Genomic DNA, 22746 nt, shown 5'->3' on the forward strand with positions numbered 1-22746 from the left:
GCTCCTCACAGGCCGAACAGCCGCGCTCCGTTGTCGTGGCAGACCGCTCTCAGCCAGTCCTCGCCGAGCCCCAGCCGCTCCAGGGCGTGCAGCTGATGGACGTACGGATAGGGGATGTTGGGGAAGTCGCTGCCCAGCAGGATGCGGTCGCCGAGGCCGCCGAGGCGGGGCAGGGCCCGTACCGGGAACGGCGCGAACCGCTCGCTGAAGTCCGTGAACGCCATCGTCGTGTCCAGCCGCACCTCGCCGTACCGCTCGGCGAGGTCGAGGAAGTCCTCGTACTCCGGCATCCCCATGTGCGCGATCACCAGCCGCAGCCGGGGATGGCGGGCCAGCACGCGCGCGATCGGCTCGGGTCCGGTGTGCTTGCCGGGCGCGGGACCAGAACCGCAGTGGATGACGACGGGCACGCCCGCCTCGGCGAGCAGCCCCCAGGCGGGGTCGAGCAGGTGGTTCGCCGGGTCGTACGCCCCCACCTGCACATGGGCCTTGAACACCCGGGCGCCCGCCTCGACGGCCTCCCGTACGTACGTCTCGACCCCGGGCTCCGGGAAGAGGGTGGAGGTGTGCAGGCAATCGGGCGTGCGGCGGGCGAAGTCGACCGCCCAGGCGTTGAGCCACTGCGCCATGCCGGGCTTGTGCGGGTAGAGCATCGCGGTGAAGCGGCGCACACCGAACTCCCGCAGCCGCGCGAGCCGTTCCGCCTCCTCCTCGCGGTAGGTGATCGGCCACTCGACGCCGCCGGTCAGCGGGCCGAGCGCGTCGAAGTAGTCCCAGACCTTGTGCAGGACGCGTTCCGGCATGAAGTGCGTGTGCACGTCCACCAGTCCGGGCAGGCCGAGCCGCTCCCAGAACCGCCGGACCTCTTCGACCTCCGCTGTCTGCTTCATACGCCCTCTCGAACCCTCAGCCGCTTCAGAACAGGCCGTCCTGAACTCCCGCCGCCTCCCTGAACTCCCGCACAGGCACGGTGCATCCATCCTCACCCACGGCCGGGACGATCTCCCACCCGGTCATCAGGCGGGTGTCCAGCACGACGACCCCCCGCCCGGCCGCGAGATGCAGGTCCGGCCCCGCGGCCGCGAGCAGCTCCCCGCCCACCCGTCCGCCGGCGACCAGCTCGCTCACCTCCCCCGAGGCGCCCGGCAGCCCGGTCAGCCCGAACACCCCGGTGTGGTCGACGACTTCACACGGCTCGTGCGACAGCGACTCCGGCCACCGGTCCAGCGCCGCGGCCCGCGCGTGCAGCGCCTGGATCTCGGCCGCCCGCTCGGCGGCGGACTCCGGCAGCCGGGAGCGCACCGCCCGCTTCTCGGCGTACGGAATCCGGTCCGGGACCTGCAGCGCGGCGCGCAGCAGCTCCTCCGTGCGCCGGGCGGCCATCAGCGGACCCAGGCCGAGCCAGCTGAAGCAGACGGCGCCCTGCTCCAGCAGCCGCGCCGAGCCCCGCTCCCCGGCCGTGATCCCGACCTTGACCATGCCGGGCCCGAACCACGCCAGATATACGTGGTACGGCCGCGGGTCGTCCGCGATCGTGTCGGCGGCCACGGAATGCGCCCGGTCCAGGCGCCCGCACTCCTCGCACCGCGCGCCCGTGGTCCGCCCCGGCACGGCCGCCCGCACCGGACACGCATGCCCCCGCGCTCCCACGCATCGCCGCACACCCCCGTCCGCGACCCCGAAGGCCACCCGCTTCCCCCGGGCCAGCGCGCTGCGCCGCCCGCCGTCCCACGCCAGCTCGGGACCGTCCGCCGACCACCGCAGCCCCGCGCACTTCCATGCCTGTGCCATCGCTGTCGAGACTAGAGGGCGGCACCGACAACGGGAGGTGAGCCGGCCGCCGGGCTGGGTACCTGCGGGAGCGACGCCGCACGGAAGGGGCTGAAGGGGCGAGGAAAGGTGGGGAAGGGGGAGCAAGGGGGGTGGACAACCCCCTGCGGGTACGGCTGGCCGTACCCCGGACCCGGTAGGGCGCTTCATGGTGCCGGAAGGGCGGTGGGGGCATCGTAGAACCCAGCGAACCAACTCCTGCAGACGCTCTCTCCGAAGGGAGACTCCCATGAAGCCGCAGCAGTCCTCCCGGCCGGGATCCACCGTGAACGACCTGGTCACAGGCCCCGACGAGAGCGAACTGGCTCCCTTCCTGACCGCCTGGGACACGGCTCACCCGGCCCTTTCAGACCCCGAGTGGCGCCACGTGCTGGACGAGATCGCGCACCCGCGCACCACGCTGGCGTTCCGCCGCCTGGCCGAGGCGGGATAGCACTCGCGGCACCGGCCGCCTCCGGTTGCACCTCGCTGACCAGCGACATCGCAAACGCATCACCCCTTTCACACACTTCCCACACAGCGCGGTTCGACAGCGGGGCTCTGCTCGTCGCGAGCCTGATCCTCACCGCGAGCGGCTGCGGCGACGGGGCGGCGACGCCCGCGCCCGGGCCGACGGCCACCGAGACCGTCACGGCCAGGCCGAAGCCCCGCCCCACGGTCACCGTCACGCGAACGGCCACCGCGCGGGCCGCGGGCACGTCCACCGGGAGCGGTGGCACCGGGAGCGGCACGTGCTCGATCGTCTCCACCGCGGGCAACTGCTGTTCGGCGGGCCGGTTCTGCCGCAGCAGGGACCACGGAGCCGTGACCACCACCGCCGGCGGACCGGCGATCAAGTGCGCGTACAGCGCGAACGCTTGGCGCTGGACCTACGCCTGACGGCGCGACACGTTTCGCAGCCGCCCCTCTCCAGCCCTGACAGCCAACTGGCCGAGCCCCGAGGCACGGATGGCAGTCTCGAAGAGCGCCTTGGAACATATCGGACTAGCCTCCGAAATGAGCGCAAAGTGGATCTTTGTGAAGTGGGTCCTTCGACGGTGCGCTCGCCCCAACCCAAGGAGGAGAAATGCGCAAGCTCCCCAAGGCGGCTGTCGCGGCCGCCGTCATCGCTCTCGTCGGCTTCATAGGCACCGGCTCCGCCAGCGCAGCCCCGAGCGCACCAGCAGGACACGGCGGCGGATGCAGGTCCCACGACCTGAACCTGGACGTCCTCGGCCAGGTCGGCCTTCTCAACGGCCTCCTGGGCAACGCCATCAACGGCGAGGGCAATCCAGGCGGCCAAGCCAATCACGTCGGCTCAGAATGCGATTGACGAGCACCGGGATCGGCATCCCATAGCCATGGAGAGGCCCCGGACCCCGGTCCGGGGCCTCTCACCTGCGCACACTCCACGGCCACCGCGTGCCGCACCGCCTCACAGGTCCACCCGGGACTCCCTCCCGCGGCTTCCCCGCCGCAGCACGACGTACGCGGGCCTGAACGGCAGGCCCCGAAGGGCCGGCTCCATGACCTTGAAGAGCGCTTCGGCGTCGGGCCCGTAGGCGAACAACTCGGCCTCGCCGCTGCCGAACCCGTTCCCGTCGACCTCACCGACCCCTGCCTCCGTGACCGCTGCAGCCATCGTTCGCTCGGCATCGAAAATCGCCAGGCGTTCGGCCGGGGAGCCGTACTGATCGTCACTCAGGCAGTAGCGAGCGATGACGGAATGTTCCGGCTCCTCGGGCGCGGGGAGATCGAAGAGCGTCAGCAGGCCCGCAGGAACCGGTTCGGCCATGCCTGCGCACTCCGGACCCAGGCTTCCGGCGGCGAGCTCACCTGCTTCCTCGGCAATGCCCTCGCGCCACAGCGTCGTTGGTCTCTCGGCCATGGACCGGAACGTACAGCGCACGTCCGACACCGAGACCCGGACGTAACTCAAGAGGCCCCGCATCTCTGCGGGGCCTCTTGGTTGTGTGCACTCGGCAGGATTCGAACCTGCAACCTTCTGATCCGTAGTCAGATGCTCTATCCGTTAAGCTACGAGTGCTTGTTTTGTTTTCTGCCGGTCCTGGTCCTTTCGGCCCGCTCGCGGCGACAGGAAGAACATTACATGACTGCCGCCGCCATGTGAAATCCGTTTGCCGCACCCCTTGTGACCTGCGGGAACGGCCGTCAGGACGGTTGCCGGAACGACGAAGCCCCGGTCGCGTGGACCGGGGCTTCGGTGATCTTGTCGATCAGGGGCGGAGGCGGAGGGATTTGAACCCTCGATGGGCTTTAAGGCCCAAACCGCATTAGCAGTGCGGCGCCATAGACCGGACTAGGCGACGCCTCCAGCACAGCCGCTCGCGCGAGCGCGAGTGGTGCGTGCAGATGATGACACAGTCGAGCGTGGTGTCACCAATCGGCTCCTACGGTACTAGGCAGGCGGGTCGCAGAGCAAAGCCCTTCCCGGTCGCGCCGGGCTCCCGCCGCCGGTGGGGCGGGATGCGCAACGTCCTGGTGGGTGCGGCGTTAGTCAGGGCATGTCGCTCGCCCGGTTCCTGGTCGTCGCCGCCACCGCCGCCGCCTCCGTCGTGCCCTGCGTCGCCCCCGCCGCCGCGCACGCCGACGCCGGCCGTCCCGCCCTCGCACCGCCCCCCACGGAGAACGAGGACCAGGACGGCGATCACCTCACCGTCACCGTCCGGCACGCCGGTCACGGGCTCGACGGGACGTACGAGCTCTCCTGCCATCCCGGCGGCGGCACCCATCCCGACCCGGACGCCGCCTGCGAGGCGCTCGACCGCGGCACGACGTGGGGGAAGGACACCTTCGCGCCCGTGCCCGGCGACAGCGTCTGCACCATGCAGTACGGCGGTCCCGCCACCGCGCACGTCACCGGGAGGTGGGCCGGGCGGCCGGTCGATGCCACGTACGACCGGAGTGACGGGTGCGAGATCGGGCGTTGGGACCGGCTCGTACCTCTGCTGCCCGATCTGCGGCCCCACGGGCTGCCGTAGAAGCGAAGCGTCGCGGCACCGGCGTGGCGGCGGAATCGTGGAGCCGGCGTGGTCGGTCTGTGGGCCTGGAGTCAAGGGACCGCAAGGGCCGCAGGCCAGGGGATGCGGTCACACGTTCTACTTCACTTCCTCGTGCGACCTCCCTCTCATCCGCCGCCGCGACCGCGAGCAGTGCCCGTAGACTCCCTCGCGTGACACGTCGCGGGCAGGTTGGCAAGATGGCCCGAGCGGTCGGCAAGGTGCGGTAACAGGGAGGAAGCGTCTCGTGAGCAGCAGGCCATCCCGAGGCGCTGCTCGCCTCGCAGCCATACTGGACGCGCTTCCCGATGCGTTGGTGCTGGTCAACGCGAACGGGACCGTCGTCAACGCGAACACCATCGCGCTCGAGGCGTTCGAAGCGCCCGGGACCGCACTCGTCGGCCGGGGACTGCTCGATCTGCTGCCGCAGTTCGACTCCAAGCTGATCCCCGGCTCCATGCGCCGGCCCGACCACATGGACCCCGCCGGGCGGACCAAGCCCACGCGCATGATCGCGCGGCGCACCGACGGCGCGGAGTTCCCCGTCGAGGTCACCAGCGCCAACCTCGAGAACGGCCAGCAGGCCTACGACGGTTACGGCTACAGCGGCGACGAGCTGCTGATGCTCGTCGTACGCGACCTGACCGGGACCGTGGACACCGAGGCGGAGCTGGCGCGTTCGCAGCGGCAGACCGAGATGATCCTGCGGGCCGCGTCCGAGGGCGTGGTGGGGACGGACACCGACGGGCGGATCGTGCTCGTCAATCCGGCCGCCGCGCAGATCCTGGGGTACCGGGCGAGCGACCTGGGCGGCAAGGAGCTGCACGAGCTGGTGCTGCACTCGCGCGCCGACGGCTCCCCCTTCCCCTACACCGAGTCGCCCCTCGCCGACACCCTGCGCTCCGGGCGCAAGCACCGGGTGCGCGGGCAGGTGCTGTTCGCCAAGGGCGGCGACCGGGTCTCGGTCGACCTCACCACCGCGCCCGTGCGCGACGGCGACCAGCTCGTCGGCGCCGTGATGACCTTCACCGACCGGCGGCCGTACGACTCGCTCGCCGACGAGAAGAGCGACCTGGAGAGGCGGCACGCCGAGGAGCTGGAGCGGCTTGACGAGGAGCACGCCTCCGAGCTCACCGCCCTGCGCCAGAAGCACGTCACCGAACTCGAGGACCTGCAGGAGCAGCACGACGAGGAGATCGCCGCGGGCGAGGAGCGCTACGCCGCCCTCGGCGAGCGGGAGAAGGACCGCTACGAGGCGCTCGCCGCGCGCCACGACCAGCTGCTGACGCTGCTGGGACGGTCGCTGCGCGGCCCGCTGGACGAGCTGCGGCGCGAGCTGGCCGCCCTCGCCGCGGACGACGCCGGGCAGCTGTGGCCCGAGGCCAACCAGGTGCTGCACCATCTGTCGGCCGGCTACTCGCGGATCACCACGCTCATCGACAACGTGCTCGGCTACCAGCTGATCGACTCCGGGAGCGAGCAGATCACCCGGGTGAAGGTGATGCTCGACGCGGTCGTCGCGGCCGGTGTCGACGGCGCCGTCGATCTCATCGGGCCGGGCCGGGTGCAGTTCGCCGTGCACGCGCCGCCCATCGAGGCCGAGGTCGACCCGCAGCGCCTCGCGAGCGCGCTGGCGCATCTGATCGCGGACGTCGCAGGCGTCGACGCGACCGGCAACGCGCCCGTGTCGGCGGGCGGTTACATGGACAACACCGTGGTGGTGGCCGCCGCGCAGCGCGGTGAGGTCGTACGGATCGAGGTGCGCGGGCCGTACGCCGGGGGCGACCCGGTGCACGAGCCGATCGTGCGCGGGATCGTGCGGGCCCACGGCGGTGTGCTGCAGACCCACGAGGTGCCGGGCATGAGCGGCAACGCGTATGTCCTGGAGGTGCCCATCGGCGGCGGTGCCGGGGCCGTGACCGCCGAGATCCCGGCGCAGGCCTCGGGTGCCGACGACGGCACTGCCGACCAGACCTCCGGCGGCCGGCGGCGTGCCCGGCGCTCCTCCGTCGACGCGTTCCTGGACGGCGACGGCACCGGCGAGTCCGGTGAGCAGGCGGAGCACGAGGACACGGATGCCGCCGCGCCCACCGGCCGGCGGCGCCGGCGTGCCGTCGAGGAGTCGGAGGCCGCCGCGGCCTCGACCGCGGGCGCCCTGGAGGTGGCCGGTGGCACCGGGCGGCGGCGCGGCCGGCCGGCCGAGGGCTCCGTCGTCATGGCGGGCGAGAACTCCGCGGGAACGGCCGCGGCCGGTACGGGCCTGGGCGGGACGGTGCCTCCGCAGGGCGTGCCCGCGCCGGGCGGCCGGCGGGCCCGGCACGGCAGCGGTGAGCAGAACGCCCTGCCCGCCGCGCTGCCCGCTCCCTCGGCCCCCGCCGCACCCGGCGACCAGCCCGCGCTCGCCGAGAAGGCCGAGCCGACCGGGCGCAGGCGCCGTGCCCTGGCCGCCGCGCAGGACCGCGCCGCGGCCCAGGAGGCGGCTCCCCGTTCGGTGTTCGCGCTGCCTCCGGCGGACGCGGACCGTCCCGCCGAGCCCGGGCCGGCGCAGGTTCCGGTTCCGGCGCCGGGGCATGGGCCCGGGCCGGCGCAGGCCCAGCCGCAGATTCCGGGGCAGGCGGCGGCGCCCGTCGCGGCGCAGGTGCCCGGCCGGACCGGCCACGACCCCTCTGCCGACTCCGCCGACGCCCAGGCCGACGACGCCCGGGCCGCCGGTGCCCGCGGCGAGGACGGCCGGCACGACGCCGTGCCGCACGACCAGTCCGGCGATCACACGCCGCCCCAGCCGCACCCGACCAGCGCGCCGACGGGACGCCGTCGCCGTGCGGTGGCGCAGCCCGCGACGGCTCAGGAGGGCGTGCCGGCGCAAGCGGCCCCCGCCCAGCCGGTCCCCGCGCAGGTCGCAGCGGCCCCGGCGGCCCCGGCCGCGAACGCCGCGCAGCCCGCCGCCGCCCAGCCGCTGCCCGCGCCCGGCGCTCCCGTCCAGGAGAAGGCCGCCGGGCCGCTCCCGGTCGAGGCCGCCCCCGGCCGGCCCGCGTCCGCGCAGCCGCAGCAGCCCGCGCATACCCCGGCCACCCCGCTCCCGCCGGAGGCCCCGGCCGCGAAGGCGCAGGCTCCGGCGCGTCCCGCCCAGCCGCTGCCCGCCGAGGCGGCACCGGCCGCTCCCGGCGCGCCCGTCGACCCCAACTCCACGCAGGGACGGGCGATCAGCGTCCGGACGCTCGGACAGGGCGTGCCCTTCACCCGGCAGGCCGCGCAGGTCCAGCAGCCGACGGCGACGCCCGCGCCGCACAACCCGGCCGGTGGCGGACGGCGCCGCAAGCTGGGTACCCGGACCGACCCCGCCGCGGCGGCGGCCCCGGAGCAGGCGGCCCGTCCGCATCCGCAGGCCGAGCAGGCCCCCGCGGCGGCCCAGGCACAGGCGCAGCCTCAGCCGTCGCTCGCCGGCCAGTCGCGGCTCGCGCAGGCGACCGAGGCCGCCGGGCGGTCGTACGCCATAGGAGCCCCGGACGAGAACGCCGCCGAGGGGCCCGAGCCGCTGGACGGACCCGGTGGGGCCGTCGAGATCGCGGACCCGCCGCGGCCGCAGCCGATGGACGACGAACTGCCGCCGGAGCCGCTGGACAACCCGCGTCGGCTGCTGGTGTGGCCCGCGCCCGACGTGACGACGCAGCAGGCACTGAGCGACCGCGGCTACCGGCCCGTCATCGTGCACTCGCGCGAGGAGGTCGACGCGCAGATCGCGGCCTTCCCCGCCGCCCTGTTCGTGGACCCGCTGACCGGGCCGATCACCCGGACCGCGCTGCAGTCGCTGCGCCAGGCGGCGGTGGCCGCCGAGGTGCCGGTCCTGGTGACCGCGGGCCTGGGGCAGGCGACGCGCGAGGCGGCGTACGGCGCCGACCCGGCCGTCCTGCTGAAGGCGCTCGCGCCGCGGGACAGCGAGCAGCACCCGCCGCGGGTGCTGCTGATCGAGGAGCACGCGGAGATCGCGCTGGCGCTGACCGCGACGCTGGAGCGGCGCGGGATGCAGGTGGCGCGGGCCGCGAGCGACGCCGACGCGGTGGCGCTGGCGGGGCAGCTGCGCCCCAACCTGGTCGTGATGGACCTGATGCAGGTGCACCGGCGCCAGGCCGGGATCATCGACTGGCTGCGGGCGAACGGCCAGCTCAACCGCACCCCGCTCGTCGTCTACACCGCCGCCGTCGACCAGGCCGACCTGCCGCGGCTCGCCTCCGGCGAGACGGTGCTCTTCCTCGCGGAACGCTCCACGAGCCCCGAGGTGCAGAGCCGGATCGTCGACCTGCTCTCGCGGATCGGCACCAACTGACGCGGAGGCCGCGCCGGTCGGTGCCGTCCGGTCGGCGTCTCAGAGCCGGGTGACGTCCAGCTGCCCGTCCGCGTACTGTCTGCGCAGGACCTTCTTGTCGAACTTGCCCACGCTGGTCTTCGGCACGGCCTCGATGATCGTCCAGCGCTCCGGGAGCTGCCATTTGGCGATCTTGCAGACGTCGCTCGCCAGGAAGGCGCGCAGCGACTCGAAGTCGGCGGTGGAGCCCTCCTTCAACACGACGGTGGCCAGCGGGCGTTCGCCCCACTTGTCGTCCGGTACGGCGACCACCGCGGCCTCGGCGACGTCCGGGTGGGACATCAGCGCGTTCTCCAGGTCCACCGACGAGATCCACTCGCCGCCGGACTTGATGACGTCCTTGGCGCGGTCGGTGAGGGTGAGGAAGCCCTCGGAGCTGATCGTCCCGACATCGCCCGTCTTCAGCCAGCCGTCCTCGCTGAACTTGTCGGCGGGGCGCAGGGGTTCGGCGTCGGGGCCGTTGTAGTAGGCGCCCGCGATCCAGTTGCCCCGCACCTCCAGCTCGCCCGCGGACTCGCCGTCCCAGGGCAGGCGCTCGCCGCCGGGGCCGGTGAGGCGGGCCTCGACGCCGGCCGGGAAGCGGCCCTGGGTCAGGCGGTAGGCGAACTCCTCGTCGGTACCGACCGCGTGGGCCGGCGGGCGGGCGACCGTGCCGAGCGGCGAGGTCTCCGTCATGCCCCAGGCGTGGCAGACCCGCATGCCCAGGCTGTCGAACGCCTCCATCAGGGAGGGCGGGCAGGCCGAGCCGCCGATGGTGACCTGGGTGAGGGAGGAGACGTCGCGCGGCTTGGCGGTCAGCTCGGCGAGCAGGCCCTGCCAGATGGTCGGGACGGCGGCCGCGTGGGTGGGCCGCTCGCTCTCGATCATCTCGGCGAGCGGGGCCGGCTGCAGGAAGCGGTCCGGCATCAGCAGGTTGACGCCGGTCATGAACGTGGCGTGCGGCAGGCCCCAGGCGTTGACGTGGAACTGCGGGACCACGACGAGGGAGGTGTCCTGGTCGGTCAGGCCCATCGACTGGGCCATGTTGACCTGCATGGAGTGCAGGTAGATCGAGCGGTGGCTGTAGACCACGCCCTTGGGGTCGCCGGTGGTGCCAGAGGTGTAGCACATGGCCGCGGCCTGGCGTTCGTCCAGCTCCGGCCAGTCGTAGCTGGTCGGCTTGGCGGCGATCAGGTCCTCGTACTCGTGGACCTGGGCGCTCGCGCCCTCGAGGACGGAGCGGTCGCCGGGGCCGGTGACCACGATGTGCTCGAGGGTGGGCAGCCGCGGCAGCAGCGGGGCGAGCAGCGGCAGCAGCGAGCCGTTGACGATGACGACCTTGTCGGCCGCGTGGTTGACGATGAACGCCAGCTGCTCGGCCGGCAGCCGCAGGTTCAGCGTGTGCAGCACCGCGCCCATGCAGGGGATCGCGAAGTACGCCTCGACGTGCTCGGCGTTGTTCCAGGCGAGCGTCGCCACCCGGTCGGAGTCCTGGACCTGGAGGTCGTCGCGCAGGGCGTGCGCGAGCTGGGCCGCCCGGGCCCCGATCTCGGCGTAGGAGCGGCGGTGCGGCTCGCCCTCGCCGGTCCAGGTGGTCACCTGCGATGTCCCGTGGACCGTCGACCCGTGGGTCAGGATCCTCGAGATCAGCAGCGGTACGTCCTGCATCGTGCTCAGCACGGTGTCCTCCCGGGGCGACATTGCCTACGCGGCGGTAAGGGTTGCGCTGATTCTGCGCACATACCGCGTGGTATGTCACTAGGGCCCGGGTGATCGATCAAACATGTCGGGTCCCAATAGCGCCCAGGTCGGCCCCTCAGGGGCCACCAAGTGGGCTCATTACCGCACAAGCCCCAGTTCAGGGTCCTCGCGCAGCTTGCTCAGCGCACGGGACACCGCGGACTTGACCGTGCCCACCGACACGCCCAGCACCTCGGCCGTCTGCACCTCGCTCAGGTCCTCGTAATACCTGAGGACGACCATCGCCCGCTGCCGGGCGGGCAGCTTCATGATCGCCCGCCACATCGCGTCGTGCAGCGCCTGCTGCTCGGCCGGGTCGTCCCCGCCGCGCACGGGCTCCGGCTCGGGCAGCTCCTCGCACACGAACTCGTCGACCCGGCGCTTGCGCCACTGCGAGGTGCGCGTGTTCAGCAGGGCCCGGCGCACATAGCCGTCGAGCGCGCGGTGGTCCTCGATGCGCTCCCAGGCGACGTACGTCTTGGTGAGCGCGGTCTGCAGCAGGTCCTCCGCGTCGCTCGGGTTCGCGGTGAGCGACCGGGCGGTGCGCAGCAGCACCGGCTGCCGGGCCCTCACGTACGACGCGAACGACGGGTAGGCGAGGGTCTGCGTCGCCGGTGCGGCGGCGTTCGAAGCGCGGGTGCAGACGGGTGTGGTCATGGCTCCACGCTAGGAGCGGAGGTACCTCCGGCGGATCGGCCGCAGGTCCCGAAGCCGGGTCCGCCTCAGGTTGTAGGGGTGGAGGTGGCTGCACCTCCTGAAGGTGGACGAGCGGCCCGGGGATACTGCGGGATGACCCCTGGGGGCCGCCCGGGCGCTCGGCCGCCCGCGGTCGGGACGCTCAGCCGTCCGCGGTCAGGACCAGGCCCGACGTGGGCACCCCCGTCCCGGCCGTCACCAGCACCTGTTCCGCCCCGGGGACCTGGTTCACGGCCGTCCCGCGCAGCTGGCGCACCCCCTCCGCGATGCCGTTCATCCCGTGGAGGTACGCCTCCCCCAGCTGGCCTCCGTGCGTGTTGATCGGCAGCGACTCCCCGGCGACGAAGTCCGCCGCCTCACCCTTCCCGCAGAACCCGAACTCCTCCAGCTGCATCAGCACGAACGGCGTGAAGTGGTCGTAGAGGATCGCCACGTCCACGTCGGCCGGGGTGAGCCCGCCGGTGCGCCAGAGCCGGCGGGCCACCACGGCGGTCTCGGGCAGGCCGGTGAGGTCGTCGCGGTAGAAGCTGGTCATCTGCTCCTGGCCGCGGCCCGCGCCCTGGGCGGCCGCGGCGATCACGGCGGGCGGACGGCGCAGGTCGCGGGCGCGCTCCGGCGTCGTGACGACGATCGCCTGGCCGCCGTCGGTCTCCTGGCAGCAGTCCAGCAGCCGTAGCGGTTCGACGATCCAGCGCGAGGCCGCGTGGTCGGCGAGGGTGATGGGGCGGCCGTGGAAGTACGCCGCCGGGTTGGTCGCCGCGTACCGGCGGTCGACCACGGCCACGTGCCCGAACGCCTCCGGGGTCAGGCCGTAGGTGTGCAGATACCGCTGGGCGGCCATCGCCACCCAGGAGGCCGGGGTGAGCAGCCCGAACGGCAGGGCCCAGCCGAGCGCGGCACCCTCCGCCGAGGGTTCGCGGTGCTGCACGCCGGAGCCGAAGCGGCGGCCGGAGCGCTCGTTGAAGGCGCGGTAGCAGACGACCACCTCGGCCACCCCGGTGGCGACGGCGAGCGCCGCCTGCTGGACGGTCGCGCAGGCCGCGCCGCCGCCGTAGTGGATGCGGGAGAAGAAGGACAGCTCGCCCATCCCGCAGGCCTGGGCCACGGTGATCTCCGGGCTGGTGTCCATGGTGAACGTGACCATCCCGTCCACGTCGCCCGGCGCGAGCCCCGCGTCGTCGAGCGCCGCGCGCACCGCCTCCACGGCCAGCCGCAGCTCGCTGCGCCCCGAGTCCTTGGAGAACTCGGTGGCCCCGATGCCGGCGATCGCGGCGCGCCCGCCGAGGCCGTCCTTCCCGCGCACGCTCATCCGGCACCCCCCGGCGGGACGGTGACGGTGACCGTGCCGGTGACATGGCTGCCGATGCCGTTCGCCCCGACCACGCGGACCGTCGCGGTGTCGCCGTCGACCTCCTCGACGGTGCCGGTCAACACCATCGTGTCGCCTGGGTAGTTGGGTGCCCCCAGCCGGATGACCACCTTGCGCAGGACGGCCGCCGGGCCGAAGTGGTCGGTGATGTAGCGGCCGACCAGGCCGTTGGTCGTCAGGATGTTCATGAAGATGTCCGGGGAGCCCTTCTGCCGGGCCAGCTCGGCGTCGTGATGGACGTCCTGGTAGTCGCGGGAGGCGATGGCGCCGGCGACGATCAGGGTGCGGGTGATCGGGATCTCCAGCGGGGGCAGCTCCTCACCGGCTCTCATACGGCGGCCTCCTCGCGGGCGCGGAACACGGGCAGCACCAACTCCTCGTCGTACGAGTGGAATTCGAGCCGCACCTGCAGGCCGATGCGCACCTTGTCGTACGGCACGCCCACCACGTCGCTGATCATCCGCACGCCCTCGGCGAGTTCGATCAGGGCTACCGCGTAGGGCGGGTCGAAGGCCGGGAAGGGCGGGTGGTGCATGACGACGTACGAGTACACCGTCCCCTCGCCGCTCGCCTCGACGGTGTCCCAGTCCAGGCCGCCGCAGGCGTTGCAGCCCGGCAGCCAGGGGAAGCGGAGGGCCGCGCAGGCGGTGCAGCGCTGGATGAGCAGGCGGCCCCGGCCGACGCCTTCCCAGAAGCCGGCGTTGTCGCGGTTGACGACGGGGCGGGGGCGGGGCGGACGCTTCGAAGGCGCCCCGGCCGGGGCGTACTTGAGGACGCGGAAGCGGTGGGTGCCCACGAGGTCCGGGCCGACCCGGACGTCGGTGCGGGTCGTGATGAAGTAGCCCGTGCCGAGCTTGGTCGTCTTGCGCGGTGACACCGACTCGATGACCGTGTCGAAGGTGACCTCGTCGCCGGGGCGCAGCGGGCGCAGATACTCCTGCTCGCAGTCGGTCGCCACGATCGAGGTGCAGCCGGCCTCGTCGAGCAGGGCGAACATCTCGTCGTGGGCCGCCGCGCGCCCCTCGTGACCGGCGAGGCCGCCCATGGTCCAGGCCTGCAGCATGGTCGGCGGGGCGACGGCGCCGGGGCCGGTGTAGGCGGGGCTGGTGTCGCCCATGGCCTCGCACCAGTGCCGGATCATCGGCAGGTTGACGGGGTCCCGGCCTCGTCCGGTGAGGGTTGCGGGCCGTCCCTCGTAGGACTTCAGCCGTGCGCCCAGCTCGTCGTCCACGACACCGCACCTCCGACCGTCGGGTTTCTGACTGTCCGTCAGATCCGATGCACTGTCAAGGTCACGGTTGGACATGGGAAAACGCCTGCGCGGCGATGCCGAAGCACCGCCGCGCAGACGCCCTGCACCCCAGCGTGCGCACCCCGCATCCCCTGCGTCAGGGGCGCCGGCTCACCACAGTTCGCTGAAGTTGATGGCCACGTTCCTGTTCCCCTGGTTGATGGCCGTGAACGCGGAGCCCTTGACCTGGGCGGTGTTGCTCTGGTTCGAGGCGCCGTTGCCGACCGCGTTCTGCTGCGTGGTGGACGAGTTGCCGTTGTTGTCGTGGCCGACACCGCTGCCGATGACGCTCGCCACACCCGCGTTCGATCCGTTGTCCGCGATGGCGCCGTTGTCCGCCGCCGCGACGCCGGTGAACAGAGCGGCTGCCAGCGGAAGGGCGGAGACGGCGGCGATGACGCGGGCCGTACGGATGCTTGCCATGTTGTTCCTCCAGAACACCAACGTGAAGTACGTGAAGTACCGCTGTCACCAGGGCAGTTGGCCGACCGCCCCGGCGCTGTGCTCGACGTCGCAAGATCAGAGTTGCCCACCGAATCCCCGGCGAACCACCCCGGAAGGCGCGATTCGCCCTCAAGTGCTACGACAAGTCGATAAACCCCTAACGCGACTTCTGCCGCCCAGGTCAGGACAGTCCGGACGGTCCGGCCTCAAGCGCCGCAAGAGGAGAACCGCTCCGTCACTTTTCCGGCCAACCTCCCCGCCCCGGGCGCGTCGCGCTCGATTTCGGCTTCCCTTTTTCGAACGTACGTACGAACATAGAGGCATGGCCACCACCGACCGGCAGGCCACGACGCTGGCCCTCGCACACGCCCTGTCAGCCGCCGAGCGCGGTCTGGCCGTCCTGCCCCTGTCCCGGACGAAGCTCCCGGCCCTGCGCTCCCCCCACCACGACGATCCCGACCCCCACCCCTGCCACGGCGAGTGCGGCCGCCTCGGGCACGGGGTGTACGACGCCTCGACCGACCCGGCCCGGATCCGCGAACTGTTCGCCGCGGCCCCGCGGGCTACCGGCTACGGCATCGCGTGCGGCCTCCCGCCGCACCATCTGATCGGTGTCGACCTCGACACCAAGGTGGGCACGGACTCCTCGGCCGCCCTGCGCGAGCTGGCGCTGCGCCACCTGTTCACGATCCCGGAGACGGTGGTCGTCATCACCCCCAGCGGCGGCCGCCACCTGTGGCTGAGCGGGCCGCCGGACGTCGTCGTCCCCAACTCCGCCGGCCGGCTCGCGCCCGGCATCGACATCCGCGGCGCCGGCGGCTACCTCGTCGGCCCCGGCTCCCGCACCGAGCACGGCGTCTACGACACGGCGCCCGGCACCGCCCACCTCGCGCCCGCGACGTGCCCGCCCGCCCTGCTACGGCTGCTGCTGCCGCCACCGCGCGCGCACCGGCCCACGCCGGCCGCGGCGGGCGACCACGGACAGGGGCTGGTCCAGTTCGTCCTCGCCGCGCACGAGGGGCAGCGCAACACCCGCCTGTTCTGGGCGGCCTGCCGTGCCTATGAGGACGGCATCGGGCCCGCGCTCGTCGACCCGCTGGTCGAGGCGGCCCTGAACGCCGGCCTGACCGAACGTGAGGCGCGGGCGACGATCGCTTCGGCGGCCCGGATGACGGGGCACCGGCCGTGAGAACCACGGGTTCGCCGTGGCAGCGCAAGAACCATGAGGAGCTCCATGCACGACCGCTCTGGGGTGCGGACCATGTCGCTGACGCGTGTGGTCCTCGCCACCGGCCGCTCCGTCGACCTCGCCGACGTGCGGTTCACCTCGACGTACGGCGGGCTGGACGGCTACCCCTGCAAGCCGTTCAACGACCTGGTGATCAGGGGGCTCCTCAGCGCGACGGAACGGTCCTTCCCCACCGCCCCGGTGCACCTCGTCCCGCCCCCGCGCGAGTATCCCCACCACTACCCGGGCGCCTACGGCCCGGTCGAGGTGCTGCCTCCCGTCGCCTGCGTCGGCTCCTTCCGCTCGACCCCGCTCGACCCGGCCCTGGCCTACTCGGCCCTCACGGTCATCTGGTTCCAGCGCACGACCCGCGTCCCGTCCGAATGCGACGCGGACGCGGCGCTGCGGGCGGTGGACTGGGAGACCCTGGCCCGGGACCAGGAGTTCTAGCCGCTTGAACCGGCCCCCGGCTCACACCTTGTCGATGCGCCAGGCGATCATCCCCGTGGCGCCGTGCGCTCCGGTCACGTCGACGGGTGAAGCGCTCCTGGACCTGGGTGCCGTCGCAGGGGACCGGCTTCTTCACGGCTCCGCCCGCCGCGGCGAAGCCGATGGCGACGGTTCCGGTGCCGGCGCACACGACGGTCAGGCGGTACGCCGCGCCCGCGGTGATCCCCGGCTCGGCGTACAGCCCCTCCGATGCGCGCTCCAGCCCGGAGGCCGACGCCCCGTCGGTGGCGCCGAGGGCCGACCGGGCCCGATCCCCGAGCGCTTTCTCCTGCTGCGCCACCCGCGCCGCCGAGGCGGGGGACCGGCTGGACGACGGTGACGCCGCGCGGTCGGCGTGGGTGCCGTTCGACGACGTGCAGGCCGCGAGGAGGAGCGCGGGAGCGAGGAGGGCGGGAGCGAGCAGGACCACGGGGGCCCGGGGGTTCTGCGTTTCCATGGGAGCGACGAGCGCCAGGACCCCGGATCCGTTCCGCCCCCCGTCCGGCCCCCTGCCGGGGAAGTTTTTGCCTGTGGCCGATATGCGGTGGGGGCGGCCCGGCAGGAGCGGGGCCGACGGGTTTCGCGCGAGCAAAGTGCGGCCGAAAACGCCGGGTCCGAGACCCCCGCACGTTACAGCCGTGTTGACCATCTCCCGAGCACGGCGCACCCTCGCATATAGGTGGCAATTACATCTTGTTTGCTCACGGGTGTCGTTGCGCGCGGAAAACCGCACGCGAGAAGGGCCCCGCGGCAAACCCGTATCGGGAGGCGCCCCATGTGCGGCATCACCGGCTGGATCTCCTACGACCGCGATCTGCGGACCGAGTCCGCCGTATTGGATGCAATGACCGAGACGATGGCCTGCCGCGGCCCCGACGACCGCGGCACCTGGGTGCAGGGCCCCGCCGCCCTCGGGCACCGCAGGCTCGCGATCATCGACCTGCCCGGCGGCCGGCAGCCGATGGCGGCCGACACCCCGCACGGGAGCGTGGCACTCGTGTACTCGGGGGAGACGTACGACTTCACCGAGCTGCGCCGCGAACTCACCGCCCGCGGCCACCGCTTCACCACCGACTCCGACACCGAGGTCGTCCTGCACGGCTACCTCGAATGGGGCGAGCAGGTCGCCGAGCGCCTCAACGGCATGTACGCGTTCGCCCTGTGGGACGGCCGCCACGACAAGCTGGTGATGATCCGCGACCGTATGGGCATCAAGCCCTTCTACTACTACCCCACCCCCGACGGCGTCCTGTTCGGCTCCGAGCCCAAGGCGATCCTGGCCAACCCGCTCGCCCCCGCCCGCGTCGGCCTGGACGGACTGCGTGAGCTGTTCACGATGATCAAGACCCCGCGGCACGCCGTGTGGGAGGGCATGGCGGAGGTCGAGCCCGGCACGGTCGTCACCGTCGACCGCTCCGGCGTCCACCGCCGCGCCTACTGGCAGTTGGAGACCCGGCCGCACACCGACGACCGCGACACCACGATCGCCACGGTCCGCTCGCTGCTCGACGACATCGTGCGCCGCCAGCTCGTCGCCGACGTGCCGCGCTGCACCCTGCTCTCCGGCGGCCTCGACTCCTCGGCCATGACCGCGCTCGCCGCACGCCAACTCGGCGCGCACGGCGAGAAGGTGCGCAGCTTCGCCGTCGACTTCGTCGGCCAGAGCGACCACTTCGTCGCCGACGAGCTGCGCGGCACCCCCGACACCCCGTTCGTGCACGACGTGGCCCGCACCGCCCACACCGAGCACCAGGACATCGTGCTCGACGCGCAGGCGCTCGCCGACCCCGAGGTGCGCGCGAAGGTGATCAGGGCCCGCGACCTGCCCGCCGGGCTCGGCGACATGGACGCCTCCCTCTACCTGCTCTTCCGGGCCATCCGCGACCAGTCGACCGTCGCCCTGTCAGGCGAGTCCGCCGACGAGGTCTTCGGCGGCTACCTCCAGTTCTTCGACGAGGAGGCCCGCCGCGGCGGCACCTTCCCCTGGCTGGTGCGCTTCGGCCGGCACTTCGGCGAGGACGCCGAGGTGCTGCGCCCCGATCTGCTCGGCCGGCTCGACCTGGAGGGCTATGTCGCCGACGGCTACCGCACCGCCGTGGACGGCATCCGGCGCCTCGACGGCGAGAGCGACTTCGAGTTCCGGATGCGGCAGATCTGCCACCTCCACCTCACCCGCTTCGTCCGCATCCTGCTGGACCGCAAGGACCGCGCGAGCATGGCCGTCGGCCTGGAGGTCCGGGTCCCGTTCTGCGACCACCGGCTCGTCGAGTACGTCTACAACACGCCCTGGGCGCTGAAGTCGTTCGACGGGCGGGAGAAGAGCCTGCTGCGGGAGGCGACCGCCGACCTGCTCCCGAAGTCGGTGTACGACCGGGTCAAGAGCCCGTACCCCTCCACCCAGGACCCCAAGTACGCCGTCGCGCTCCAGGACCAGGCCAAGGACCTGCTGTCGCGGCCCTCCCACCCGGTCTTCGACCTCGTCGACCGCGAGCGGCTGCGCCGCGTCGCCCACCACGACGCCCCCGTGAGCAACCAGGCCCAGCGGCGCGGCCTGGAACGGGCGCTCGACCTGGCCCAGTGGCTGGACATGTACCGCCCGGAGATCCGTCTGGGCTGATCCGCGGTCCGCGTCCCGAGGTGCCCGGGCCCGGGCCGGACGGCAGCATAAGGAGCGGGAAGCGCGGAACCCGCCCCCGTGAGGTGGGCGCGCCTCAGTGACGTGGAACGCGCCTCAGTGACGTCGATCGCGGAGGGACTCGGCACGGTGGCCCCGATCGCGAGAGACCCGGTGGACCTGGACTCGGTCGCCGACGAGCTGTACGGGCTGCGGCCGGAGGACTTCACCTCCGCCCGTGACGCGCGTGCGGCCGAGGCGCGCAGGGCCGGCGACCGCACGCTGGCCGGGCGGATCGGCAAGCTGCGCCGGCCCGCCCTGGCCGCCTGGGCGAGCAACCTGCTGGTGCGCGAGCGGCCCGAGGAGGCCGAGTCCCTGCTGCGGCTCGGCGAAGGGCTGCGCCAGGCCCACCGCGACCTGGACGGGGCGCAGCTGCGCGAGCTGAGCCGGCAGCAGCACGTCGTGATCGACGCGATGTCCCGGCAGGCGCAGCAGCTGGCGGACCGGGCCGGGCACCCGATCGGCGAGGACACCCGGCGCGAGGTGGCCGCCATCCTGCACGCGGTGCTCGCCGACCCGGGCGCCGCGGCGGAGTGGGCCACCGGGCGCCTGGTCAGGGCCTTCGACCAGGTCGCGGGGTTCCCCGCGGCGGCGGAGGGTGCCCGCCCGCGGCCCGCCCGCTCGGCGCGCAGGGAGCAGGAGGCCCGGCCCGCACGGCGCGGCGGCAGGAACGACCGCGCCGACGGCCGGAACGAACAGCGCGACAAGGCCGGCGAGGAACGCCGCCGCCGGCTCGAACAGGCCCGCCGGAAGGCCGAGGACGCCGAGCGGGAGCTGGAGGCCCGCCGGCAGGAGGCCGCGGAGGCCGACCGGGACGCGGACACCGCGCGGGAGCGCGCGGAGTCGCTCGGCCGGCGCGTCCGGCAACTGACCGAGGAACTCGGCCGCGTCGAGGAGGACCGGCACCGGGCCGAGGCGGCCGCCCGGACGGCGCGCGAGCGGGCCCGCGACGCCGACCGGCGGGTCCGTGAGGCCCGCCGCCGCGCCGGGACCGCCGCCGGCCGGGTCACCCGCCTCCGCGCACAGACGCCACCGCGCTCCGTGGGGCACGCGTGACATGGTGAAGGTACGGCTCCCCGGAAACCGGCAGGAAGGCGGGACACGATGAACTGGGCCGAGTTCGCACAGCAGATGGCGTCGCTGGCCCGGGACCTGCTGGCGCAGACGTCGGTCGACGCCACGCTGGAGCGGATCACCGCCTCGGCCGTGGAGCTGGTGGACGGCTGCGACGCCGCCGGCATCCTCGTCCTGCACGGCAGTCAGGTGCAGACGCTGGCGCCGACGGAGCAACTGGTCAACGACAGCGACCGGCTGCAGGAACGGCTGCGCGAGGGGCCGTGCTTCGACGCCGCCCGCACCAAGGACGGCGAGCGGGTGTTCCGGATCCCGGACTTCACCGAGAAACAGCCACGCTGGCCCGCGTTCGGGCCCCAGGCCCACGAGCTCGGCATCGGCAGCATGATGGGCTTCCTGCTCTACACGGACGAGGAAGAGCTCGGCGCGCTGAACATCTACTCGCGCCGCCCCGGCGTCTTCACCGAGGCCAGTGAACTGGCGGGCTGGCTGCTGGCCTCCCACGCCGCGGTCTCCTTCTCCAGCGCGCGCACGCACTCCCAGCTGGAGAAGGCCCTCTCCACCCGCCACACCATCGGCGAGGCGATGGGCATCGTCATGGGCAGCCACCGCCTCTCCGAGGACCAGGCCTTCGACGTGCTGCGCCGCTACTCGCAGGAGAACAACGTCAAGCTCCGCGAGGTCGCCCGCCTGGTCTGCGAACGCGGCGGCCTGACCTGACCCAGGACGCCCGGAGCCCGGAAAACGGTCAGGGGCGCCACTCGGAGAAGTGGCACCCCTGCAGACCCGCTACGTCCAGGACGTGGGCGGAGGCGGTGGGATTTGAACCCACGGTGACATCGCTGCCACGACGGTTTTCAAGACCGTTCCCTTCGGCCGCTCGGGCACGCCTCCCCGCGCCGCCGATCACGAGCAGCGCGGGGACCAGAGTAACGGGTGGGCACGCGCGCGCGTGGGCCAGATGTCGCGAACCCGGGGAGGCACGCGCGCGTGGGTCGGTGGGTCAGCTGTCGCCGGTGCGGGAGCCGAGGGTGAGCTGGACGGTGTGGGTCTTGCCGTCGCGCTCGTAGGTGATCGTGACCTGGTCGCCGGGCTTGTGCGTCCAGATCTCGCCGATCAAGGTGGGCCCGGAGTCGATCACGTGGTCGTCGAGCTTGGTGATCACGTCGCCGGGCTTGAGGCCAGCCTTGGCGGCGGGGCCGCCCGACTCGACGGCGTCGGAGCCGCTGGCGCCCTGCTCGGTGATCTTGGCGCCGCTGCTGGAGTCCTCCAGGGAGACCGACGCGCCGATCTTCGCGTAGACCGGCTTGCCGTTCTTGATCAGCTGCTGGGCCACGAACTTGGCCTGGTTGATCGGGATCGCGAAGCCCAGGCCGATCGAGCCGGACTGGCTGCCGCTGCCGCCGAGTCCGCCGTTGCTGGTGGACTGGATCGCGGAGTTGATACCGATGACGTTGCCCGCGGCGTCCAGGAGCGGGCCGCCGGAGTTGCCGGGGTTTATCGAGGCGTCGGTCTGCAGGGCGCTCATGTACGACGCGTTGCTGCCGGTGCCGTCGCTGGAGGCGACCGGGCGGTCCTTGGCGCTGATGATGCCCGTCGTCACCGTGTTGGACAGGCCGAAGGGGGCGCCGATGGCGATCGTGGAGTCGCCCACGGCCACCTTGTCGGAGTTGCCCAGGGTCAGCGGCTTGAGGTCGGACGGGGCGTTCTTGAGCTTGATGACCGCCACGTCGTAGCCCTGTGCGTGGCCGACGACCTCGGCGTCGTACTTCTTGCCGTTCGGGAAGGTGGCCGTGAGCTTGCCGCCGTCGACCGCGTCCGCGACGACGTGGTTGTTGGTGACGATGTGGCCCTGGGTGTCGAAGACGAAGCCGGTGCCCGTGCCGCCCTCGCCGCTGGTGGACTCGGCCTGGATGGTCACCGTGCTGGGCAGGGACTTGGCGGCCACGTTCGCCACCGTGCCCGGGTCGCGCTTGACGGAGCCGCCGCTGTCGGAGGCCGAGACCGTCGTGGAGCCGGAGGAGTCGTTGTTCTTGGCCAGCGTGTAGCCGAGGCCGCCGCCCAGGCCGCCGGCGACGAGCGCGGCCACCAGGATCGCGGCGACGATGCCGCCGCGGCCCGACTTCGGCGCGGGCTGCTGGTAGGTGGTGCCCCAACCGCCGCCCGGGCCGCCGGTGTCGGAACCGCCGGCGTGCGCACCGCCGCCGGAACCCGGGTCCGCGTAGGACGGGGTGGCGGGCGGCGGGGGCGGCCAGGAGGCGTCCGGGGCCGAGCCCTGGGACTCTCCGGGCCCGTGGCCCTGCGGGGCGCCCGGCCCCTGCGGGTCCTGCGACCCCGCGGCCGCGTAGGCGGGGGTGTGGCCCGCGTGCACCAGCTCCTGCTCCGCGGCGCCGGGGGCGCTCGGAGGCACCGGCGGAAGCGGCGCCGTCGGGGCGCTCCCCCCGGAGGCGTCGGGTGCCGAGGGAGTGGGAGCGTCCACCGGCACGGGGGGTGCGGACGGGGCCGGGGGTACCGCGGTGCCCTCGTTCTCGGTGCTCACAGCTTGTCTCCTCGGTCCACGGCTGTTCTTC

Annotated in this window: 20 protein-coding genes and 3 tRNA genes; 10 read left to right on the top strand and 13 right to left on the bottom strand. The window is 73.0% G+C overall.

The genetic code is table 11. The annotated features are described in order from the left end of the window. Positions 1–5 precede the first annotated feature (5 nt). Positions 6–890, bottom strand: coding sequence for an amidohydrolase family protein (locus tag ACFU97_RS22190; RefSeq protein ID WP_384259075.1), 885 nt, complete (start codon positions 888–890; stop codon positions 6–8). Between the two features lie 25 nt (positions 891–915). Beyond that, complete coding sequence (locus ACFU97_RS22195; RefSeq protein ID WP_384259077.1) at positions 916–1791, bottom strand: DUF2797 domain-containing protein; 876 nt, start codon at positions 1789–1791, stop codon at positions 916–918. A gap of 268 nt (positions 1792–2059) precedes the next feature. Between ACFU97_RS22195 and ACFU97_RS22200 the strand changes: the two genes are divergently transcribed. The 3 genes from ACFU97_RS22200 (at position 2060) to ACFU97_RS22210 (ending at position 3142) form a co-directional block, all read left to right on the top strand. Continuing rightward, complete coding sequence (locus ACFU97_RS22200) at positions 2060–2263, top strand: hypothetical protein (protein ID WP_384259079.1); 204 nt, start codon at positions 2060–2062, stop codon at positions 2261–2263. A gap of 47 nt (positions 2264–2310) precedes the next feature. Beyond that, complete coding sequence (locus ACFU97_RS22205; protein ID WP_384259361.1) at positions 2311–2709, top strand: hypothetical protein; 399 nt, start codon at positions 2311–2313, stop codon at positions 2707–2709. A 187-nt stretch (positions 2710–2896) separates the two neighbouring features. Beyond that, positions 2897–3142, top strand: a complete 246-nt coding sequence (locus tag ACFU97_RS22210) for a hypothetical protein (RefSeq protein ID WP_384259082.1) — start codon at positions 2897–2899, stop codon at positions 3140–3142. Positions 3143–3244: 102 nt separating this feature from the next. On the opposite strand, the gene ACFU97_RS22215 is transcribed toward ACFU97_RS22210, so the two are convergent. From ACFU97_RS22215 to ACFU97_RS22225, 3 genes are all read right to left on the bottom strand, one after another. Next, positions 3245–3697, bottom strand: a complete 453-nt coding sequence (locus ACFU97_RS22215) for a hypothetical protein (protein WP_384259084.1) — start codon at positions 3695–3697, stop codon at positions 3245–3247. Between the two features lie 86 nt (positions 3698–3783). Then, positions 3784–3856, bottom strand: a tRNA-Arg gene (locus ACFU97_RS22220). A 197-nt stretch (positions 3857–4053) separates the two neighbouring features. Next, positions 4054–4144 (bottom strand) — tRNA-Ser (locus ACFU97_RS22225). 190 nt (positions 4145–4334) lie between these two features. On the opposite strand from ACFU97_RS22225, the gene ACFU97_RS22230 reads away from it, so the two are divergent. Both ACFU97_RS22230 and ACFU97_RS22235 read left to right on the top strand, forming a co-directional pair. Next, entirely contained in the window at positions 4335–4811 is a 477-nt protein-coding gene (locus ACFU97_RS22230; RefSeq protein ID WP_384259086.1) for an SSI family serine proteinase inhibitor, read from the top strand. 265 nt (positions 4812–5076) lie between these two features. Continuing rightward, entirely contained in the window at positions 5077–9153 is a 4077-nt protein-coding gene (locus ACFU97_RS22235) for a PAS domain-containing protein (protein ID WP_384259089.1), read from the top strand. A gap of 39 nt (positions 9154–9192) precedes the next feature. On the opposite strand, the gene ACFU97_RS22240 is transcribed toward ACFU97_RS22235, so the two are convergent. The 6 genes from ACFU97_RS22240 to ACFU97_RS22265 form a co-directional block, all read right to left on the bottom strand. Then, complete coding sequence (locus tag ACFU97_RS22240) at positions 9193–10872, bottom strand: long-chain fatty acid--CoA ligase (RefSeq protein ID WP_384259091.1); 1680 nt, start codon at positions 10870–10872, stop codon at positions 9193–9195. Positions 10873–11010: 138 nt separating this feature from the next. Beyond that, positions 11011–11568 carry a SigE family RNA polymerase sigma factor gene (locus tag ACFU97_RS22245; RefSeq protein ID WP_384259093.1) on the bottom strand — a complete coding sequence of 186 codons (558 nt, stop codon included), beginning with the start codon at positions 11566–11568 and terminating at the stop codon, positions 11011–11013. 181 nt (positions 11569–11749) lie between these two features. Then, complete coding sequence (locus tag ACFU97_RS22250) at positions 11750–12916, bottom strand: lipid-transfer protein (protein ID WP_384259095.1); 1167 nt, start codon at positions 12914–12916, stop codon at positions 11750–11752. Beyond that, the gene (locus ACFU97_RS22255) at positions 12913–13308 is read right to left on the bottom strand and encodes a MaoC family dehydratase (protein WP_384259098.1); all 396 of its coding nucleotides are present in this window, start codon (positions 13306–13308) and stop codon (positions 12913–12915) included. The genes ACFU97_RS22250 and ACFU97_RS22255 overlap by 4 nt, the downstream gene beginning before the upstream one ends. Beyond that, positions 13305–14207 (bottom strand): bifunctional MaoC family dehydratase N-terminal/OB-fold nucleic acid binding domain-containing protein, encoded by a 903-nt coding sequence (locus tag ACFU97_RS22260; RefSeq protein WP_384259100.1) that lies wholly within the window; start codon positions 14205–14207, stop codon positions 13305–13307. The genes ACFU97_RS22255 and ACFU97_RS22260 overlap by 4 nt, the downstream gene beginning before the upstream one ends. Positions 14208–14378: 171 nt before the next feature. Next, positions 14379–14690 (bottom strand): hypothetical protein, encoded by a 312-nt coding sequence (locus tag ACFU97_RS22265; protein ID WP_384259102.1) that lies wholly within the window; start codon positions 14688–14690, stop codon positions 14379–14381. A 343-nt stretch (positions 14691–15033) separates the two neighbouring features. On the opposite strand from ACFU97_RS22265, the gene ACFU97_RS22270 reads away from it, so the two are divergent. The 5 genes from ACFU97_RS22270 to ACFU97_RS22290 all read left to right on the top strand — a co-directional run bounded on the left by ACFU97_RS22270 (position 15034) and on the right by ACFU97_RS22290 (position 20896). Continuing rightward, positions 15034–15900 carry a bifunctional DNA primase/polymerase gene (locus ACFU97_RS22270; protein ID WP_384259105.1) on the top strand — a complete coding sequence of 289 codons (867 nt, stop codon included), beginning with the start codon at positions 15034–15036 and terminating at the stop codon, positions 15898–15900. Positions 15901–15945: 45 nt separating this feature from the next. Then, positions 15946–16389, top strand: a complete 444-nt coding sequence (locus ACFU97_RS22275; protein ID WP_384259107.1) for a hypothetical protein — start codon at positions 15946–15948, stop codon at positions 16387–16389. A gap of 814 nt (positions 16390–17203) precedes the next feature. Then, positions 17204–19045 (top strand): asparagine synthase (glutamine-hydrolyzing), encoded by a 1842-nt coding sequence (gene asnB, locus ACFU97_RS22280; RefSeq protein ID WP_384259109.1) that lies wholly within the window; start codon positions 17204–17206, stop codon positions 19043–19045. A 117-nt stretch (positions 19046–19162) separates the two neighbouring features. Next, positions 19163–20158 carry a hypothetical protein gene (locus ACFU97_RS22285; RefSeq protein ID WP_384259111.1) on the top strand — a complete coding sequence of 332 codons (996 nt, stop codon included), beginning with the start codon at positions 19163–19165 and terminating at the stop codon, positions 20156–20158. 48 nt (positions 20159–20206) lie between these two features. Beyond that, entirely contained in the window at positions 20207–20896 is a 690-nt protein-coding gene (locus ACFU97_RS22290) for a GAF and ANTAR domain-containing protein (RefSeq protein ID WP_384259114.1), read from the top strand. A gap of 87 nt (positions 20897–20983) precedes the next feature. On the opposite strand, the gene ACFU97_RS22295 is transcribed toward ACFU97_RS22290, so the two are convergent. Continuing rightward, positions 20984–21070, bottom strand: a tRNA-Ser gene (locus tag ACFU97_RS22295). A 109-nt stretch (positions 21071–21179) separates the two neighbouring features. Then, a complete protein-coding gene (locus tag ACFU97_RS22300) occupies positions 21180–22715 on the bottom strand; it encodes a S1C family serine protease (RefSeq protein ID WP_384259116.1) in 1536 nt (511 codons plus the stop codon). Between the last annotated feature and the right edge of the window lie 31 nt (positions 22716–22746).

The organism is Streptomyces sp. NPDC057616, assembly GCF_042800575.1.
In the GTDB taxonomy this organism is placed as follows: domain Bacteria; phylum Actinomycetota; class Actinomycetes; order Streptomycetales; family Streptomycetaceae; genus Streptomyces.

What these genes read in the sequence shown, in the direction of transcription:
- ACFU97_RS22290 (WP_384259114.1), top strand. Translation starts at nt 20,207, where the DNA reads ATGAACTGGGCCGAGTTCGCACAGCAGATGGCGTCGCTGGCCCGGGAC.
- ACFU97_RS22240 (WP_384259091.1), bottom strand. Translation starts at nt 10,872, where the DNA reads ATGTCGCCCCGGGAGGACACCGTGCTGAGCACGATGCAGGACGTACCG.
- ACFU97_RS22255 (WP_384259098.1), bottom strand. Translation starts at nt 13,308, where the DNA reads ATGAGAGCCGGTGAGGAGCTGCCCCCGCTGGAGATCCCGATCACCCGC.
- ACFU97_RS22210 (WP_384259082.1), top strand. Translation starts at nt 2,897, where the DNA reads ATGCGCAAGCTCCCCAAGGCGGCTGTCGCGGCCGCCGTCATCGCTCTC.
- ACFU97_RS22270 (WP_384259105.1), top strand. Translation starts at nt 15,034, where the DNA reads ATGGCCACCACCGACCGGCAGGCCACGACGCTGGCCCTCGCACACGCC.
- ACFU97_RS22245 (WP_384259093.1), bottom strand. Translation starts at nt 11,568, where the DNA reads ATGACCACACCCGTCTGCACCCGCGCTTCGAACGCCGCCGCACCGGCG.
- ACFU97_RS22275 (WP_384259107.1), top strand. Translation starts at nt 15,946, where the DNA reads ATGCACGACCGCTCTGGGGTGCGGACCATGTCGCTGACGCGTGTGGTC.
- asnB (WP_384259109.1), top strand. Translation starts at nt 17,204, where the DNA reads ATGTGCGGCATCACCGGCTGGATCTCCTACGACCGCGATCTGCGGACC.
- ACFU97_RS22195 (WP_384259077.1), bottom strand. Translation starts at nt 1,791, where the DNA reads ATGGCACAGGCATGGAAGTGCGCGGGGCTGCGGTGGTCGGCGGACGGT.
- ACFU97_RS22215 (WP_384259084.1), bottom strand. Translation starts at nt 3,697, where the DNA reads ATGGCCGAGAGACCAACGACGCTGTGGCGCGAGGGCATTGCCGAGGAA.
- ACFU97_RS22265 (WP_384259102.1), bottom strand. Translation starts at nt 14,690, where the DNA reads ATGGCAAGCATCCGTACGGCCCGCGTCATCGCCGCCGTCTCCGCCCTT.
- ACFU97_RS22250 (WP_384259095.1), bottom strand. Translation starts at nt 12,916, where the DNA reads ATGAGCGTGCGCGGGAAGGACGGCCTCGGCGGGCGCGCCGCGATCGCC.
- ACFU97_RS22230 (WP_384259086.1), top strand. Translation starts at nt 4,335, where the DNA reads ATGTCGCTCGCCCGGTTCCTGGTCGTCGCCGCCACCGCCGCCGCCTCC.
- ACFU97_RS22200 (WP_384259079.1), top strand. Translation starts at nt 2,060, where the DNA reads ATGAAGCCGCAGCAGTCCTCCCGGCCGGGATCCACCGTGAACGACCTG.
- ACFU97_RS22190 (WP_384259075.1), bottom strand. Translation starts at nt 890, where the DNA reads ATGAAGCAGACAGCGGAGGTCGAAGAGGTCCGGCGGTTCTGGGAGCGG.